Annotated in this window: 13 protein-coding genes and 1 tRNA gene; 3 read left to right on the top strand and 11 right to left on the bottom strand. The window is 60.9% G+C overall.

Annotation, left to right across the window (positions count from 1 at the left end):
* Positions 1–42: 42 nt before the first annotated feature.
* Entirely contained in the window at positions 43–642 is a 600-nt protein-coding gene (locus ACYQ14_RS06720) for an HdeD family acid-resistance protein (protein WP_459886260.1), read from the bottom strand.
* 400 nt (positions 643–1,042) lie between these two features.
* The gene (gene arcS / locus ACYQ14_RS06715) at positions 1,043–2,827 is read right to left on the bottom strand and encodes an archaeosine synthase subunit alpha (protein WP_459886258.1); all 1,785 of its coding nucleotides are present in this window, start codon (positions 2,825–2,827) and stop codon (positions 1,043–1,045) included.
* 431 nt (positions 2,828–3,258) lie between these two features.
* Between arcS and ACYQ14_RS06710 the strand changes: the two genes are divergently transcribed.
* Positions 3,259–5,757, top strand: a complete 2,499-nt coding sequence (locus ACYQ14_RS06710) for a methyl-accepting chemotaxis protein (RefSeq protein ID WP_459886255.1) — start codon at positions 3,259–3,261, stop codon at positions 5,755–5,757.
* Between the two features lie 46 nt (positions 5,758–5,803).
* On the opposite strand, the gene ACYQ14_RS06705 is transcribed toward ACYQ14_RS06710, so the two are convergent.
* The 4 genes from ACYQ14_RS06705 to tgtA all read right to left on the bottom strand — a co-directional run bounded on the left by ACYQ14_RS06705 (position 5,804) and on the right by tgtA (position 9,426).
* The gene (locus ACYQ14_RS06705; RefSeq protein ID WP_459886252.1) at positions 5,804–6,433 is read right to left on the bottom strand and encodes a helix-turn-helix domain-containing protein; all 630 of its coding nucleotides are present in this window, start codon (positions 6,431–6,433) and stop codon (positions 5,804–5,806) included.
* 58 nt (positions 6,434–6,491) lie between these two features.
* Positions 6,492–7,322: a hypothetical protein gene (locus ACYQ14_RS06700; protein ID WP_459886249.1), complete on the bottom strand. Its 831-nt coding sequence runs from the start codon at positions 7,320–7,322 to the stop codon at positions 6,492–6,494.
* 182 nt (positions 7,323–7,504) lie between these two features.
* A complete protein-coding gene (locus tag ACYQ14_RS06695; protein ID WP_459886247.1) occupies positions 7,505–7,867 on the bottom strand; it encodes a TRAM domain-containing protein in 363 nt (120 codons plus the stop codon).
* A 77-nt stretch (positions 7,868–7,944) separates the two neighbouring features.
* Positions 7,945–9,426 carry a tRNA guanosine(15) transglycosylase TgtA gene (tgtA, locus tag ACYQ14_RS06690; protein WP_459886245.1) on the bottom strand — a complete coding sequence of 494 codons (1,482 nt, stop codon included), beginning with the start codon at positions 9,424–9,426 and terminating at the stop codon, positions 7,945–7,947.
* Positions 9,427–9,674: 248 nt separating this feature from the next.
* Here tgtA and ACYQ14_RS06685 point away from each other — a divergent pair, with 248 nt between their 5' ends.
* A complete protein-coding gene (locus ACYQ14_RS06685; RefSeq protein ID WP_459886242.1) occupies positions 9,675–11,021 on the top strand; it encodes a midas domain-containing protein in 1,347 nt (448 codons plus the stop codon).
* Positions 11,022–11,084: 63 nt separating this feature from the next.
* On the opposite strand, the gene ACYQ14_RS06680 is transcribed toward ACYQ14_RS06685, so the two are convergent.
* Positions 11,085–11,636, bottom strand: a complete 552-nt coding sequence (locus ACYQ14_RS06680) for an NUDIX hydrolase (protein WP_459886240.1) — start codon at positions 11,634–11,636, stop codon at positions 11,085–11,087.
* A gap of 179 nt (positions 11,637–11,815) precedes the next feature.
* Here ACYQ14_RS06680 and ACYQ14_RS06675 point away from each other — a divergent pair, with 179 nt between their 5' ends.
* Positions 11,816–12,091, top strand: coding sequence for a PadR family transcriptional regulator (locus tag ACYQ14_RS06675; RefSeq protein ID WP_283834661.1), 276 nt, complete (start codon positions 11,816–11,818; stop codon positions 12,089–12,091).
* A gap of 335 nt (positions 12,092–12,426) precedes the next feature.
* On the opposite strand, the gene ACYQ14_RS06670 is transcribed toward ACYQ14_RS06675, so the two are convergent.
* The 4 genes from ACYQ14_RS06670 to ACYQ14_RS06655 all read right to left on the bottom strand — a co-directional run bounded on the left by ACYQ14_RS06670 (position 12,427) and on the right by ACYQ14_RS06655 (position 16,285).
* Positions 12,427–13,566: a DUF4397 domain-containing protein gene (locus tag ACYQ14_RS06670; RefSeq protein ID WP_459886237.1), complete on the bottom strand. Its 1,140-nt coding sequence runs from the start codon at positions 13,564–13,566 to the stop codon at positions 12,427–12,429.
* A gap of 218 nt (positions 13,567–13,784) precedes the next feature.
* A complete protein-coding gene (locus ACYQ14_RS06665) occupies positions 13,785–14,519 on the bottom strand; it encodes a profilin-fold protein (protein WP_459886234.1) in 735 nt (244 codons plus the stop codon).
* A gap of 1,082 nt (positions 14,520–15,601) precedes the next feature.
* Positions 15,602–15,674 (bottom strand) — tRNA-Pro (locus tag ACYQ14_RS06660).
* Between the two features lie 110 nt (positions 15,675–15,784).
* Positions 15,785–16,285: a P-loop nucleotide/nucleoside kinase family protein gene (locus ACYQ14_RS06655; protein WP_459886232.1), complete on the bottom strand. Its 501-nt coding sequence runs from the start codon at positions 16,283–16,285 to the stop codon at positions 15,785–15,787.
* Positions 16,286–16,380: the final 95 nt, after the last annotated feature.

The raw sequence follows: 16,380 nt of genomic DNA, 5'->3' as shown, positions 1-16,380 counted from the left end.
CGTTGACGATCTCTTGGAATTTAAAAGACCTCTCGAGACGGATCACGCCCCGCGAGGTCCGGTTGCGGAGGGTGCCGTCTCCGCGTCGCCTCGACCGGCGAAAGCGACGGCGGCCATCGAGATACCGGTGATGAGGAGGCTCACGCCGACGATCAGGCCGATCGCCCAGGCGGCGTCAGCCGGGAAGCCCGCCCAGAGCATGGCCGCCAGGACGAGCGAGAGCACGCCGCTCGCGATGATCGTCCCGCGGCCGGGTTCGCCGGCCATCCGGACGCCCATCCAGAGTTCGGCGATCCCGTCGACGAACAGGTACGCGACGAGCAAGATCGTCAGGCTCGCGAGCGCGACGACCGGGTTCGCGAGGACGAAGAGACCGGCGGCGAGGCTCACGACGCCGACAACGAGTTGCCACATCGACCCCTTCCACCCTCGAGTCGTGATCGAGTGTGCGCCGTGGACAAGTCCGCTCAGTACGAGCAGTGCACCCAGCGCGACGGTTACCGACAATCCGGTTACGACCGGTAAGGCTATCGCGAGGATGCCGATCAGGCCGATAACACCGCCCGCGATCGCGAGTGTTCGCCAACCGTGTTTAAGGGAGTATTCTGGGGCTGATTCGTCTGCTGTGGCGGTTGAACTCATTGTGTTACACCAATAGGAGAGACGACTCGAGAGTAGATATACTACATAGATTGTTTGACAGTAGTTCCGAAGTCCGGACTGGTCCGAAACTCTGAGAATGAGTATAATGCACACTTCGGCCGCTAAAACGCGGTTGTTGTTCTCTGGACCTGGTCAGGGATATGCATATAATATCGAGTACTATCGCTACCTACGCGTGACAGCCGGGAGCGATAGCATCCCGTTTACCTGCCACGATCGTGAGCACCGCAATCGTTACAGTGGGCAGCACCCCGACCCAACCGCCGCGGGCGGGACTGAAAGGGGCTTTCGGGCTGTTGTCGGTATCCGTTTTGTTTCTCTTATAGCGAGCGTCTATAAGAGGCCGAGAACCGCTCTTCGCGGGTATCGTTTGTCGTCGTTACCGCTCTTCGACGTGGCGGATCTCCGCGCCGATGCCGCGCGTACTCTCGACCATTTCCGTCCCGAACATCTCGGCGCGGCCGACGCCGAAGGCCTTCGGGCCCTCGACGATGACCTCGTCGCCGACGCGGATGTTCTCGTCAGCGTCGACGATTCCCGGCGCGAGCACGCTGCCGTGGGGAACGAAGTTGTCGATCTCGACGCGCTTTACCGGCGCGTCGCTTTCGACCCACTGTTTCGCTCCCTCGAGCGTGAACGAGAGGGTGCCGTACTGACGGACCATCGTCGCGAGTTGGGTCTCCTCGCTGTCTCGAACCTGGATCTTGGGATAGCGGCTGGTCGTCTGAATGTCAGTGAAGAGCTCGTCGCCGGCCCCGTCGCCGAGCAGGTAGTCGGCGATGGCACGAACCGTGTTGTGTTCGCGCTCGCGCTTGCTGTATTTCAACTCGCCCGAAAGCTCGCTCGAGAGGGCGGCGATCGATTCCTCGTCGGTCGGATGGGCACCTTTCGCGACGGTGTAGGTAACGTTCAGGTCGAGCGATTCTTCGACGCGCTCGACGATGTCTCGGTACCCTTCGTCGGGGACGTGGGCGACGATTCGGGGATACTGGTTGCGTTCGAGGTAGCGCTCGAGCACCGACGCGACGAACCGTTTTTCGTCTTCGGACCAGCGACCCGTGACGACGCTGTCGTAGTGTTGGGCCGGGTAGGTCGTCTCGAGTTCCTGGGGAACGACGCCGATGGGCGAGGTCATCGAGACCTGGTGGGCGCGCCACTGGATCGCGTCGTGGAACTGCCCGTGGCTCTGGGACTCGCTGTAGGGTTTTCGGGCCGAACACGGGGTGAGCACGAGCGGGTTCTTGAACCGATTCGTATACCGACTCGTCACGCGGTCGGCGAAGCGCTGGATCTCGACCCGTCGAATCGCGTCGGACGTCGAGGCGTCGAGGTCGGCCTCCCGGAGGATCGGCGTCCGCTCCTCGAGGTAGCCCCACTGGTCGTCGAGTTCGCGCATCGCCGCGGTGAGCCACTGATCGTGTCGGGCCTGCCCTTCGATGTAATCCCGTAGCCGCCCGTCCCGAACCCGCTGGCGGACGATCGATAGCTCGGCCTCGAGCGCGGCGACGTTGTGCTCGACGCAGTCCTCGCGGTCGAACGCCTCGGGGTCGGTCTCCTCGCTTAGCGGGCCGGGAAATTCTTCTAAATCCTCGAGGAAGTACTCGGCCTCGCTCGTGAGGTACTTGCCCTGTGTTCCCTTGATGACCGCTCTCGAGGCGTCGAACGCGTCGACGCCCGCGTAGGCCAACAGTGCGACGTTTCGGGGAGTCGCGACGCCAGAGAAGACCAGCGCGGTGTCGGCCGGAATCGCCTCGCGAACGCTGACGACCGTCTCGACCAGGGCCGCGCCGTGTCCCATCGCCGACCGAGCGTCCGAGACGATGTAGGCGTCGGCACCGGATTCGGGATCCCTCGGTTCCGGAATGCCGTGAAACTCGGCGCTCTCGCTCGAGACGACGGCGGCGCTCGGAAATTCGACGTCCGGATACTCGACCGCGAACGATTGCTGGACTTCCTCGTCGGTCCCGCCCGGAAACCCGCGGTGGGGGAGCACGGTGAGGGCGGACTCGTCGCCCTCGGGAAAGTCCCGTTCGGCCGCCCAGAGCGAACCGGCGTCGGAGAGGACGTCGTCGACGAGTCCGGGGGTCCGAACGGGCTCGGAGAGTCGAAGTTCCCCGAGACGCGCGGCCCCGTCGCGCGCGTGAATCTCGAAGTAATCAGTCATACTCGAACTGGTGTCGGAGCGCGAAAGAGACTGTCGATACCGACCGCATCAACTCGTCTTGCTCGAGCGGAGTCGCGTTCCTCCGCTACCTCGGCTCACTTATCCTGGCCGAACAGGTGGTACAACACGACGCTCAACGGTGGAGCGAGCAAAACTGCGAGCGCCCACAGCGCGGGCGACTATGTGCTGTTTTTCTTCGTGTCCGCGTACATCCAGACGATCGCCGATCCGACGAGCAAGAGCAGGAGTATTCCGAACGGGGGCGCGATCCGGTGGCGGTGTCTCGAGCAGGACGGATGCAAACATGTTTGACAGGAACTATTTCCAACATTAAGTAATACCCCTCTCGCTGTGAGCAATGGCAGCGGTGCCGAAACCGAAACGGCCGGAAGCTTCTTGCTGCTACTGTTTGGATTGTGATATCATACAAAATGCTGCCATCAGTCGAACAAGTCGTCCCGGAGCGGGTACAGCGGAGTTACCTCGCGAAGTTCGGTGTCGTACTCAGTATCGTCCTATTAGTTACGTTCGTCGCCGCCGTTTTCTTCTACGTCGATATTTCGAGTGCGCTCACCGACGACGCACAACAGAATATGGAACTCACCGCGGAGGACGAGGCCGAGGAACTCTCATATTGGGTCGAAGACCACCAGCAGACAACCCGTCTCCTCGCTTCCCACGAGACGTTCGCCGGTGACGACGAGGCGGAAATCGAGGCGTTACTCCATGAGGAACTGGACGAACTTCCCGAGACGACACAAGATATCCACTACTTCGAGTCCGGACTCGGTACGACCAACGCCGTCATCGAACAGAGCACCAACGACGACGTGACCGGAACGGACGTTCGTCAGTTGCTCGGCAGTGCAAGCGTCCACGTCGAGGAAGACGGTGAAATCGAAGAACGAGGCGTTCGCGATCTCGATGCGGACTTCGACCCGACGTACACGGATACGTACCATCACGACGACGAGTACCGGATCGGATTTTTCGCCCCGATCTACGCCGATGGAGAGGCTGACGGGATGATCATGATTAGTGTCAGCGTCGAGGAACGCGCCTCGATGTTCCACAACCCGATCGAAGGGAGCAACACACAGGTACTCGACGGAGATGACGGGTCGGTGCTGTTCGATTCTTCGGGGACCGATGATCTTCTGGGCTTCTATCGGTCCGACGAAACCGAGTCCATCCTCGAGGACCAAGACGACGAGTTCGGCGTCACCGAGTACGATGAGACGGACGAACTCGTCGCGTACGCAACCATCGACGGAACCGACTGGGTGCTCGCTTCCCACGCTCCACAGGGAAGCGCCTACGCGCTCGCCGACGACATCGGCAACTCCTTGCTCTTTCTCGTCGGGATTTCGCTACTCGGATTCGTCGTCATTGGCCTTCTGATCGGTCGGCCAACGGCACGCACGCTCGATAATCTCGCCGACGACGCACGCGCACTCTCGGAGGGCGACCTCGAGGTCGAAATCGAGTCCACGGACCGATCCGACGAACTGGGGCGGGTCCAGAACGGATTCGCCGACACCACGGACTACCTGCGGACGGTCGCCGATCAAGCGGATGCGATCGCCGGACAGGAGTTCGACGATCCAGCCCTCGAGGAGGACGTTCCCGGCACACTCGGCAAATCGCTCGATACCATGCAGCGTGACCTCGAGGAGTTCGTCGCCGAGATCGAGCGCTCGCAAGTCGAGGCACAGGAGGCTCGCGACGAAGCACAAGCGGCACAAAAGGAGGCGGAGGACCTCGCACGGCGACTCGAGCAACAGGCCGAACGCGTCAGCGAGGCGATGGCAGCGGCCGCGGACGGCGACCTCACCGAGGAACTCGACGAGGACCTCGACAACGACGCGATGCGAGAGATCGCCCACGCGTTCAACGAGATGCTCGACGAGTTAGAGGAGACGATCCTCACGATACAGCGCCTCGGTACCGAGGTCGACGAGGTTAGCGCCGACGTCGCCTCTCGGGTCGACGAGATCGAACGGGCGACTCACGACGTCAGCAAATCGGCCGAACAGATCTCCGCGGGAACGGACCGTCAGGAGACCAAGTTCCAGAACGTCCTCTCGGAGATGAACGATCTTTCGGCGACCGTCGAGGAGGTCGCCTCGACATCTGAGACCGTCGCGAACGTCTCCGGAGAGACCGCCGACCGCGCCGAGGACGCGAGCGAAGCGACGGACGAGATCCTGACCGAGATGGACCGTCTGGAGCGCCGAACCGAAACGATCGCCGAAGAGATCGGTTCGCTGGACGAAGAGATGGGCCGAATTAGCGAAATCGTCGATCTGATCGACGAGATCGCGGATCAAACGAACATGCTCGCGCTAAATGCGTCGATCGAGGCCGCTCGAGCCGGCGAGGCGGGAGAACGGTTCGAAGTCGTCGCCGACGAGGTCAAGGAACTCGCCGAGGAAACCGCCGAGGCGACCCAGCAGGCGGATTCGCTGATCGGCGAGGTACAGGAGAGTACCGACGAGACTGTCGGGAGCGTTCGAGAAATGCGCGATCAGGTTGACAGCAGCGTCGACTCCGTCGAGGACGGGATGGAGGCCCTCGAGGACATCACGACGCAGGTCGAGGAAGTGAACGACGGCGTCCACGGGATCAATCAGGCGACGGACGAGCAAGCCAGAGCCAGCCAGGAAGTCGTCTCGATGGTCGAAGAAGCGACCGACGTGAGCGAGGAGACGAACGCCGAAGCCAACAGCGTCGCCGCGGCATCGGAAGAACAGACGGCCTCGGTCTCGGAAATCGCCTCCGGAGCGCGCTCGCTCGCCGAGTCGGCCCAGGCGTTGAACGGGTCCCTCGAGGCGTTCGACGTGAGTGAGAATCGCGAGCGCGATGAGAAAGCTAACCGAGAGGACACGGGCGAGACGCTCGAGTTCGACGACTCTACCGCCTCGGAATAGCGCTTTACGGCCGCGCTGCGACCGGGTGGTTTTTCCGATCGTTTCGTCAATCGGGGCGGCTAACGAACGACTTGATGATCCGCGCTTGGCCCCGACGAAGGATGTTACTCGCCGTCGATTTGTCGATCCCGAGCGAGTCGGCAAGCTCCGAAAGCGTACACTCTCGTGGAATCTCGAAGTACCCCTCTCGAATCGCAGTCTCGAGGACTTCTCGCTGGCGGTCGGTTAGCAACTCGTCCGTCTCCTGTGCCCCGACGAGCGAACGGAGTTCGTAGGACAGCGGTGAGCTCTCGAGTACCTCCTGAAACCGATCCAGCTCTTCGCGCGTACCCGTCAGATCGAATTCGTACCAGCCGTTTTGGACGGCAATCGGGAACTCGATCGTTTGTGCGGACAGCTCGACGAAGTCGTACAGAGCGGTATCCGTCGTCTCGTATTTCGCGAGCACGCGGCGCTCGTTCGATTCCAGCAGTTCGTAGGCCGCTATCGAAGGATGATCCGCCATCTCCGCGGCGACGTCGTTCGGGTGATCGGTGATCGTCTCGCCGAGTTCCAGCGCCGTCTCCTCGACTCGATACCCTGATAGCAGTCTGAACGTGGCCCGTGGAAACGCTCTGGAAAGCTGGGTGATCCAGATATCCGGGGGGAGCTGTATTTCGAACGTCGCGCTAATCATCCCTCTCGTCTCGGTCGTAACTACGACTATCGAGGGGAAATAAGGAATGATCTCCCCGTCACGCAACCAGCGGCGCAATTGCGAGCAAAAACGCCGTGAGCAAGATTCCCGCATAGACGCATCCGACGAACCAGACGAGCCGCCGAGGATCATCGATACGCCCCCGCTGTTGGGCGACAGCCGAGAGGTAGCCGACCAGCGGGAGCACCTGCAGCGCGTGGAGACCAACGAAGTGTGTCACTCGAAAATCTCCGAGGAGAGTCCACCCCACTACCGGAAGCGCGTATCCGCTGCCAACGGTATTCGTGTTCAGCGCGCCCATCACACCACCTTCGAACGCACCGACGACGAACAGCCCGCCGCCGAGCGTGATTCCCAGCGCAAAGGCCGGATGCACGTCGAATCCGTTTCGAGCCGCCCGTACGAACAGCCAGGCGATCAACAGCGTGACTCCGACGATTACCAGCCCCATCGTCACGTAGACGCCCGTGTCGAACGCCGTCGAGGAGTTAAAATGCGATTCGGTGCCACGAAGGGCTTGCCCGGAGATCGCGACGATTTCGACACCAACACCAATCGCGACGCTCCACGAAATCAGCCGGAGGAATCGTTCGGAGACCGATAGGTGAGGTGTGAGCCAGGCGAGGGTCCCGGTAAACAACCCGATCGAAGCGGCGAACTTCGCGGGCTTGAGCCAGACGGGTTCCCCGCCGACGGTTCGCTGGTCCACCCCGAGGCCGACGAGAAAAATCAGTAGCAAACCGACGTGCGCCGCCGCGGTCCAGAATAGAACCGGGTTTCTCCGCTGGAGCTCCCGCGGTAGCACCGCCACGTCGTAGGCTGACCATCGGCGTCCGGCGTCGACTGGTGAGGCGTCTCTATCGTTCATGCAGTAACCGATGTCTACGACCGTCGAATTTATTACCCCAACATGTTGGTGTCATGCATCGACAGTCGCCCCGAGGGACGGTCCCGGAACGAACCGTCCACCGAACCGACCCCGCCAGCGTCCGCGACAGTATCCTGATGGACACAGAGAAAGCATCTGGACGGAGAAAGCGGCCAAAAGCGCTACGCTCGGCCGAGATACGCTCCCGTCGCCGACGTGTGCCCGCGGTTGAACGAGAGAATTTTGATCTCGATAACGTCCGCGACCTCGGCGTCCGAAGGTACGTCCTCGACGAAAACGACGAAGCCTTCGACCTTGGTCACCGCCTGACGGTCGCCCGAATGGTGCACCGTGAACTCCTCGATCCCGACCGTTCGCTCGTCGCCGACATCGACCGGTGGCTCTCGGTTCTGGGCCTCCCGGTGGCTCTTCGCGGATTGTCGCCGGTCGCTCGAGGATCCCCCGCCTCGGAACCGCCTGATCAGCCACGATCCGAAGAGGACGATCACGATGGCACCGAGGGCGAGCGACGCTGCTCCGATCATATCTGTACAAAGTATCCGCGCGCCTCTTTGCTGTTCTGGTGACGCGTCGCCGGATGGGCGGCGAAATCGCGCTTGCACTAACGGTGTTCTTTCGTCAGGTCGATCGTCTCGACCGAGTCGGGAACGCCCTCGAGCACCGCCGCGGGCCAGCCGAGGTGACCCAGTCCGAACTCGGTGTCGGGGTTTTCTTCGACCAGTCGGGCGACGCCCTTGGCGGCCGCCTCGAGCGCCCCGTCGTCGATCCGATCGGGAACCTCGGCGGTGAGCGGATAGCTCTTCGAGAGCGCCCGCGGGAACGGCCCGAAGGGGGGTTTGACACGCCAGGCGTCCTCGTACGTCTCTGGTCCGTCGGAGTCGCCTTCCGTGAGAAAGAGGGTGTCGGGAACCGAGAGCCGCTCGAGTCGCTCCCGGTGGCGGAGCACTTCGGGACGGCGAGCGCTCTCGTGGGAGGTATAGAAGAACGCGCCTTTGGAAACGGGATCGGCCGCCTCGAGCTGGTCGGCGTGATCGAGCAGGGTTCGATAGCCGTCGAGCATCGTCGGGTGGGCGCGAGCGCGCTGTTCGACGAGCTCGAGGAGGTTTCCCGCCCGAATAGCCTGTTTGATGCGTCGAATCTCACCGAAGGTGACGTGGAGGTTGTGGGCGGCCAGGGTCTTCTCTCGTTGCTTGTTCGAAAGCGCGCGAACTTCGTCGGGCGAGTGCTCGATACAGACGGGACACGAACACGGGAAGTACTCGATGTCCTCGAGGTGTTGTGTGCCGCGAACCGTGAGATACCTGTCGTCGCGGGCGTAGAGGGCGTATGCCGCGGAGTCGAACAGATCACAGCCCATCGCGACTGCGAGAGCGAACATCATTGGGTGGCCCGCACCGAAGAGGTGAACCGGCGCGTCGGCACCGAGCCCGCGTTTTGCGGCGGCGACGACATCTATCATATCGTCGTATCGGTAATCGTTCATCAGCGGGACAACTGCGCCGACCGGGAAGACGTCGAGGTCGGTCGCGTCGGCGTGTCGACCGGCCTCCTCGCGGAGGTCAGGATACGTCGACCCCTGGACGGGTGCGTTGATCAGCATCTCGCCGACGTCGACGCCCTCGGCGATCTCGAGTCGGTCTTTGGTCGTCTCGAGTTCGTCTCTCGCCTGTTCTCGGGAAACGCCCGGCGGCGTGGGGATGTCGACCGGCGTTCCGATATCCGAGCCGATGTCGGCCTGAAACTGGAGGATCTCCTCGGTGGTGACGGTGATCTCGCCGTACTCAGAGAGTTGGAACGAGCCCGAATCGGTCATGATCGCACCGGGGAAATCGAGAACCTCGTGGAGCCCCTCCGAGAGGGCCCGTTTACGAACCTCGTCGGTGTTGTAGATGATGTAGGAGTTGGTGATGAGGATCTCCGCGCCGAACTCGTCGGCGAGTCGGCGAGGGGAGATCGTGTCCAGATTCGGATTGATCACCGGAAGGAGCGCCGGCGTTTCGACGGTGACGCCGGCACGCGGCACGGTGAGTTCGCCGATCCGCCCTCCGGCGTCGGTGTCTTGGAGTTCGAAGCACTCTCGCATCTACCGTGTGTTTGCGAGCGGAGCGGTAAACGTTCCGTTCCATCGACCGCGATTGACGCGAATGGCGAGTGCAAGGATAACGGTCATTCGTGGCGAGCGACATCTTATTCCGGGCGGGTACGACCCGCGAAAAATGATAGTGAATCCGCCATTAGTGACCGTTTCGGGTTTTCTAACAGTGGTTTCTCCGATATAATGGTGTAACAGTCACCTCATTTTAGCCCGGATAACGGCGTAGCATCGAGGGCATGGTTTCACGACCGCAGAAAATCGGTGTTGTATTCGTCGCCCTATTAGTCGCCCTCTCGGGGGGTCCAGCCCTCGCCGGTGCGACAACGGCCGCCGACGACACCGGAGACACGAGCGCAACGCTAGAAAACGTACAGGTGGGCACACTCGACCTCGACAACGTTACCGTCGAGGACGCAACAATTGATGAGCTAAACGTCGAGAACCTCGATATCGAAGACGAGGCGGAACTCGGTGAGGAACTCGACGACAATGGCGAAAACGACGCCAATGACGAAGAAAACGGCGTCGATGACGAGAACGCCGACGCCGACGAAGACAATGGCGTCGATGACAACGACGAGATGAACGATGACGAGAACGACGTTGCGGAGGACGCTGACGTCGTAACTATCTCGGACATCGAAATCGAGTCACTCGAGCTCGAGGATGTCTCGTTCGACGACCTCGAACTCGACGAAGACGAGATGAACGATGTCGATGACGAAGATAACGACGTTGACGACGCCGACGAAGACGAAAACGGTGTCGATGAAGAAAACGACGAGATGAACGATGAGGAGAACGCTACCGATGATGAAAACGACGTTGACGAAGAGAACGACGAGATGAACGATGACGAAAACGACGCCCAGCAAGATCTCATCGACGAGGACGCTGACGAACTCACCGTCCAGCAACTTACCATCGAAACGATGGATGTCGAGCAGATGACCATCGACGAACTCACCGTCGAAGACGATGATGGCATCGTCGACCAGATCGGCGACTGGGTCGGTGGCATCTTCGACGATGAGAACGATGAAGCCGCTGAGGACAACGAGACCGATGACAACGGTGCCGCTGAGGACAACGAGACCGAGGACAACGGTGCCGCTGAGGACGAAGACGGCCAGACCGAAGAACTCGACGAACTCACCATCGAACAGTTTGACGTCGACGACGTCACTATTGAATCGATGACCATCGAGTCACTCGAGAGTGACGACGAGGCGGACGATCCCGCAGCTGACGAAGAGGACAACGAGACTGAGGACAACGGTGCCGTCGACGACAACGAGACTGAGGACAACGGTGCCGTCGACGACAACGAGACTGAGGACAACGCTAACACCCAGACCGTCACGCAAGCCTCCGCATCATCGATCACGATTGGCGATGCGACGGCACAGACGCTCACCCTCGGAGACACGACCGACCTCGAGGAAGAAGTAGAGGAGGAAGACGCTGAGAACGACGAGATGGATGACAACGAAACGACTGACGACGAAGCAAACGGCGTTGACGACGAGGACGACCCCGCCGATGAGAACGACGAGCAGGCCTCGGTCGTTGCACTGACCTGATCAGGGCAACGATAGCGACGAGGTTGCTTCAGCACGTTCGACCGCACACTGCTTTTTTGGCGCTCACGCGTTTCCGAAGAGTCGATAGTACGAGAGTGCGAGAACCGTCCGGCCGTCACGGATCGCTCCGTCGGCGACGGCTTCGGTAAGCTCCTCGAGCGTCGTCGTCGCGACTCGGATGCTCTCGTCGTGATCGAGTTGCTGGTCGGCCGTCGGCCGACAGCCTCGTGCGACGAAGAAGTGAACAACCGTGTCGGCGAATCCGTTGGCAGGCTCGACCGTTACGAGCGACTCGAGGGAGTCCGCTTCGTAGCCGGTCTCCTCGCGAAGTTCTCGTCGAGCGGCCGCCTTGAGGTCGACGTCGTCGGATTCGGTGCCGCCGACGGGGAGCCCACGGTTGACTCTGGAAACCGCTTGTCGCCACTCCTCGATGCAGACGACGTCTCCATCGGGGGTCAGCGGGAGGATGCAGACGCTGGGCGGCTCGGTGAGGTAATCAAAATCGGTTTCGGTCCCATCGGGAAGCTGAACGGTCTCGTTAACGATATCGAAGCCCGGACAGGAGTAGGCTACCGTGCTGTCGGTCGTCTCCCACGCGAGCGAATTCTCGTCCATGCCGGCCGATACGCCGGTCGCCCGCAAAAATACAGCGACAGCGGCTCCGATCGAGCCATCGAGGCAGAACCGTAGCGAGTAATCACTGCACCTCGAGACGAACGAAACCGCTTCGGAGAACGTACACGCTCTATAACAAAGCCATAGATCGATGAAGGTCGTTACTCAGAGGGTGATCCATGGACCAGCTAACAGGATTCCAACGCGACTTGTTGTACGTTATTGCAGGAATGGACCGTCCGTCCGGTCAGCAGATTCTGGACGATATTAACAGGTACATCGACCAACCAGTTACGCACGGTCGACTGTATCCGAACCTCGACACGCTCGTCGAGTTCGAACTCGTCGAGAAAGGAGAGATCGACCGGCGGACGAACTACTACGCGTTGACCCCAAAGGGTCGACGCATTCTCGAACAACGACAGGAGTGGATACAACGGTACGTCGACGCCTGATCGGTCGTGTGCCGACGCTTTCTTCACTCCTTCCTCCTCGAATCGGTAGCTACCGACGCCCCTCGAGTGGCGTTTCAGGCTGTTCGGATGGTAGAATAGTCCAGCATAACAGTCCTCCCGCGTCGACTCGTTGTCGTGTCCGTACTGCTCGGGTCATTCGGGTGCGATGAGGACAGAATGGACTGAATTGGTTGGTTTCTCCGGACTGATGAGGATAGAATGGACGACTGGTCAAACAGTATTAGGAGACGAAGACGCTCTCCGTTCTCGACGACGGAAGCTAATTCCATCGCAGTGACTAAAAGGAGGAATCTTCTGCGAGGCCAGCCTCTGCGTCAGTAGTCCGTCTCGTTACCGGCGGGTCCGTTGCCGTTTGCCGACTCGTTGTCACCGTCGTACTCGTTGTCGGGTTCAGTCACCTCGTCCGGACCTGCATCGTCTTCTGGAGCGGCCTCGGCGTCAGGTTCGTCCTGGTACTCCTCAGCATCGTCGTCTGCCTCTTCGGGGGCTTCGTCCTCGGGCTCGGGTTCGGCAGGGTCCGTCGGGTCGTCGTCTTCGACTAACGCCATCGGACCGTCTTCGGTAAGGGCGACGTCGAACGCTTCCTCGTCCGCTTCCGGCTCGAGGTAGCCGATCGCGTACGCGGTATAGGCACCACCCTGCTCGAGGGTCACGTCGACGCTGGCAACTGCCTCCCCGGCCTCGTCGGAGCCGTTTGCAACCTGGTCGTTCTCGTAGTCGTCTTCTGTGCCATCCTCGTCGTCCATCGCCTTGCCGTGATCGTTGTCTCCGTTTTGGTCCACGTCGTGTTCTGTCTCGTCGGCTCCATCGCCATCGTACTCGGGAGCCTCGCCACCCGCGTCCGGCTCCTCGGCTCCGTTCGCAGCGGGGAGCACGTCGAGGCTGTAACTGCCGGCGGGAAGCGCGACGTAGTTCGTCGCCATGCCGAACGAGACGTTTTCGAACAGCTCCATCGAACCGTCGTTACCGACCACGTCGACCGCAGGTGCGTCCGGGGACGCATGTGCGAGCCGAATCAACGCGGATCCGGCGTCGGTCAGGATCAGCGGGCTGAACGTGTCGGCCTCGAGCTCGCCGATCGCCGCGACCGTATAGAACGCCTGCCCGAAGTGAACGTCGTCCTCGAAGACGACGGCTTCCGCGTCGCCCGCCGCGGTGATCGTCACCGCCGCTGTTCCGGGCTCGATCTCGAGATACGGCGTCACGTCGTTGTAGCCGACCGACTCGAGAACCTGTTCACCATCGAGATAGATATCTACCGCCGGCGCGTCCGGCGAGAAGTGAGCGACTCGAACCGCCGAGACTCCGTCGGGAACCTCATCGTCGCCGGTCTCGTCGTCCGGCGCTCGCTCGTCGTCTTCGTGTTCGCCGACCGCCAGTGCCGATCCAGTAAGCGCCGCTCCTGCTCCCAGTGCGCCAATCGCCGATAGCGTTGCGCGTCGTGTTGTCATCATTAGACACTGTACGGTGGGTGCGAGATCGCCAAAAGGGAGATAGTCAGTTACCCTGATTGTCGAATCCTTTCCTCGCTGAACTGTTCGTAGGCAGAGACTGTCAACCACCGGATCCGATGTAAGGAGTGCGTGAAACCGAGAAATCATCACCTACACGTGACAAACGGCGACTCGAGCCGGAGTCGCCGCGATCGGGACCGCCCGTGTTTGGATCGCGTTCACCGCCCGTCGGTACCCAGTGACACTTCCGAGAGATCGGATTCCAGGGCGGCCACCTCGTCGTTGAACGAGTCGACGAACGCCCCCACGTCGTCGGCGAGCCGCCGGAGTTCGGATGCGGCGGGCGGGCCGTACTGCGAGACGAGATAGGTTCCGTCGGAGCCGCCAACGCGAAGGTACGACACCTCGTTGCCGTCCCACTTGAGTTCCCAGCGGGTCCCCGATATCGTCGTCGAGTAGGTTCCGTACTCGCCTTCATAGCGGTGTAACTGCCCGGCCATCTGGGTCGCGGCGTCGTGAATCCGTCGGACGATCCGATCGCGTTCCGCGACGAGATCCGCCGCCGATTCGATCGCCGGGAACTCCTCGGGAACGTCCTCGAGTACGTCATCGAACGACGCGACGTACTCGTTGTACGCGTCGATGAACGCTCCGTAGTCTTCCATCGCCACCTCGAGCGCCTCGGGATCGGCCGGCTGTTTGGTCGAGACGACGTACGTTTCGTCGCCGGAGTTTGGCTTGTATCGGAGATACTGGATGTCGCCACCCTCGTATTTTACCGTCCACGTTGCGGCTTCCGTGTCGAATGTCTCCTGACCGTAGTCGCCGCCCTGCAACAGGGCGAGTTCGCGGGCGATCTGGCCCGCGTGTGATCGTACTCGAGCGGTCACGTCGTCCCGCCGCTGTGTGACCGCTTCGGTTTCGGCAACGTCGCGCTCTAGCCCATCAGTCATTCGTTCGACTCGAGGGTCCCGATGCCGGTAACGGTTGCGCTCGGCCGCGACGCTCTCTCGAACCGCGGAATTTCCTTCCCGGATTTCGTGTTGTGTGGGCCGGCTGTGGCCGTTCACTCGAGCAGTCGCTCTCGACTGATCACTTTGCGAAATGTTGGCACAAATATTGCCAACACAAGGAACGTTTTACCAGTTTTGTCCAATAAGTAAATGGCCCTGTCGCTGGGAGTATTAGCACCCACTTCCATCTCTCAGGGTTGTCAGAGGCACGAGTCTCCGTCACGGGACGACGGGGATTCGGCGTTGCAGAAGTCTGATAGCTACCTGCGACGCGAGAGCGGATCACAACGGGCGGGGTCAAGCGCGACTGTGGTTCGCGTTCACCGATTGGGTGAACGCATCGGTCTCGCTCGTTCGATTCGTTCGGGAGAATGTGATTGGTGAATCTGTGAGCGGCTGCTCTATAGTTCGTTCCGAATCATCGATCGATCGGTTAGTGTTCGGGCGCGGTGAATAATCGTTTGCCGAATAGTTTAGATAATTGAAAGAAACCGTTCATGGCACCAGAATTGACAAACGTGTGTACCTTCCAGTCCAGCGATCCGAGGACTCGGGATGATAGCCAGTGTTTCCATTATTGTCGGTGTATTCGGTGGCATCATGACCGAAGACGCGGGAATTGGTCCACTTCTCGCTATTGTCACTGCACTGCTTGTCCTTTTCAGAATGGTCCTGGCTCTCGAACACATTGCATACGATTCCTGAACGCTCAGTGACGTTCACAGAGTTACCGCCGTCGCCTTCCGCAAGATCACTGTCGTCCTCCTGAAGTCCTCCCCCGCTTGGATCAATTTCTCCTCCCTCGAGGACGGATCGCTCCGCTTACGGCTTCGCCGTTCGCAGTACTGCGGCCTCCCGCCACGCATCGTTCGTTGTCGTGAAGTGCGTGAAAAGTGGGCCGGCGCAGATTCGAACCACGGTCGGAGCAAAGCTCCTCCCTGATTCGAATCTTCGCGGCTGCATTTCTGCCCGCTCACGAACGCAACTCGCTTCGCTCGTCGGTTAGAATTCGCGGGCAGAAGTGGGCCGGCGCAGATTCGAACTGCGGTTACGGCCACCCGAAGGCCGAAGGATACCAAGCTACCCCACCGGCCCGCATTCGATTCGAGTACGCCGAGAGGGTTAACGGTTACTGGACCGGGTCTCGTCTCGAGAGGCCGCGGAAGTCGATAACAGTGCGATCAGTTTCCCATCCAGTCAGCGCTTCACCACAGCTCGGCGATCTGTTGTCTCGTTTCCGCAACTGAACCGGAGTTATCGACAGTCTGGTGGGCGATCGTCGGCGGCTCGAACTCCGACTGGAGCAGTTTGTGGACCGAAAAGTCGGCGTCGCTCTCGTCGTTTTCACGCTCGTTGATCCGCTCGCGGACGACCTTTTCGCTACACGTAACGCGGACGAGATCGAACGTCGCGTCCGTTTCGCGGGCCACCCGACGCGCCCGGTCGCGGAGCGATTCCCGGCGGAAGGTTCCATCGAGGACCGCAATGCCGTCTTGCTCGAGTGCCGATCGCGTCCGATCGAACAGTTCGTCGTACGTAGCCTGAACCTCCTCGTCGGTGTACTCCGGCTCTGGAAACAGGTCTTTTCGGACGACGTCGGTTCGGATCAGGGTGCCTCCGGTGCGTTCGGTGAGCTCTCGTGCGACTGTCGTTTTTCCCGTCCCGGGCAGTCCACAGACGACGACGAGACGCTTCTGTTCGGACATTCGGCGTTCGACCGGAGAATGTCGCGGCGGGGTTTAGTCGCTTGTGCTTCGCCTCGAGACCGGCTGGTCGCACAGAACCGCTCGTAGCCGCCGAC

It is taken from the genome of Halostagnicola bangensis (genome assembly GCF_054653435.1).
Note: the sequence above shows the minus strand (reverse complement) of the source record. Positions and strands in the feature narration are given on the sequence as shown.

Coding starts and splice junctions, on each gene's coding strand:
- ACYQ14_RS06700 (WP_459886249.1), bottom strand. CDS start 7,322: ATGAACGATAGAGACGCCTCACCAGTCGACGCCGGACGCCGATGGTCA.
- ACYQ14_RS06665 (WP_459886234.1), bottom strand. CDS start 14,519: ATGACTGATGGGCTAGAGCGCGACGTTGCCGAAACCGAAGCGGTCACA.
- ACYQ14_RS06670 (WP_459886237.1), bottom strand. CDS start 13,566: ATGATGACAACACGACGCGCAACGCTATCGGCGATTGGCGCACTGGGA.
- ACYQ14_RS06720 (WP_459886260.1), bottom strand. CDS start 642: ATGAGTTCAACCGCCACAGCAGACGAATCAGCCCCAGAATACTCCCTT.
- ACYQ14_RS06680 (WP_459886240.1), bottom strand. CDS start 11,636: ATGGACGAGAATTCGCTCGCGTGGGAGACGACCGACAGCACGGTAGCC.
- ACYQ14_RS06710 (WP_459886255.1), top strand. CDS start 3,259: ATGCTGCCATCAGTCGAACAAGTCGTCCCGGAGCGGGTACAGCGGAGT.
- arcS (WP_459886258.1), bottom strand. CDS start 2,827: ATGACTGATTACTTCGAGATTCACGCGCGCGACGGGGCCGCGCGTCTC.
- ACYQ14_RS06685 (WP_459886242.1), top strand. CDS start 9,675: ATGGTTTCACGACCGCAGAAAATCGGTGTTGTATTCGTCGCCCTATTA.
- ACYQ14_RS06695 (WP_459886247.1), bottom strand. CDS start 7,867: ATGATCGGAGCAGCGTCGCTCGCCCTCGGTGCCATCGTGATCGTCCTC.
- tgtA (WP_459886245.1), bottom strand. CDS start 9,426: ATGCGAGAGTGCTTCGAACTCCAAGACACCGACGCCGGAGGGCGGATC.
- ACYQ14_RS06705 (WP_459886252.1), bottom strand. CDS start 6,433: ATGATTAGCGCGACGTTCGAAATACAGCTCCCCCCGGATATCTGGATC.
- ACYQ14_RS06675 (WP_283834661.1), top strand. CDS start 11,816: ATGGACCAGCTAACAGGATTCCAACGCGACTTGTTGTACGTTATTGCA.
- ACYQ14_RS06655 (WP_459886232.1), bottom strand. CDS start 16,285: ATGTCCGAACAGAAGCGTCTCGTCGTCGTCTGTGGACTGCCCGGGACG.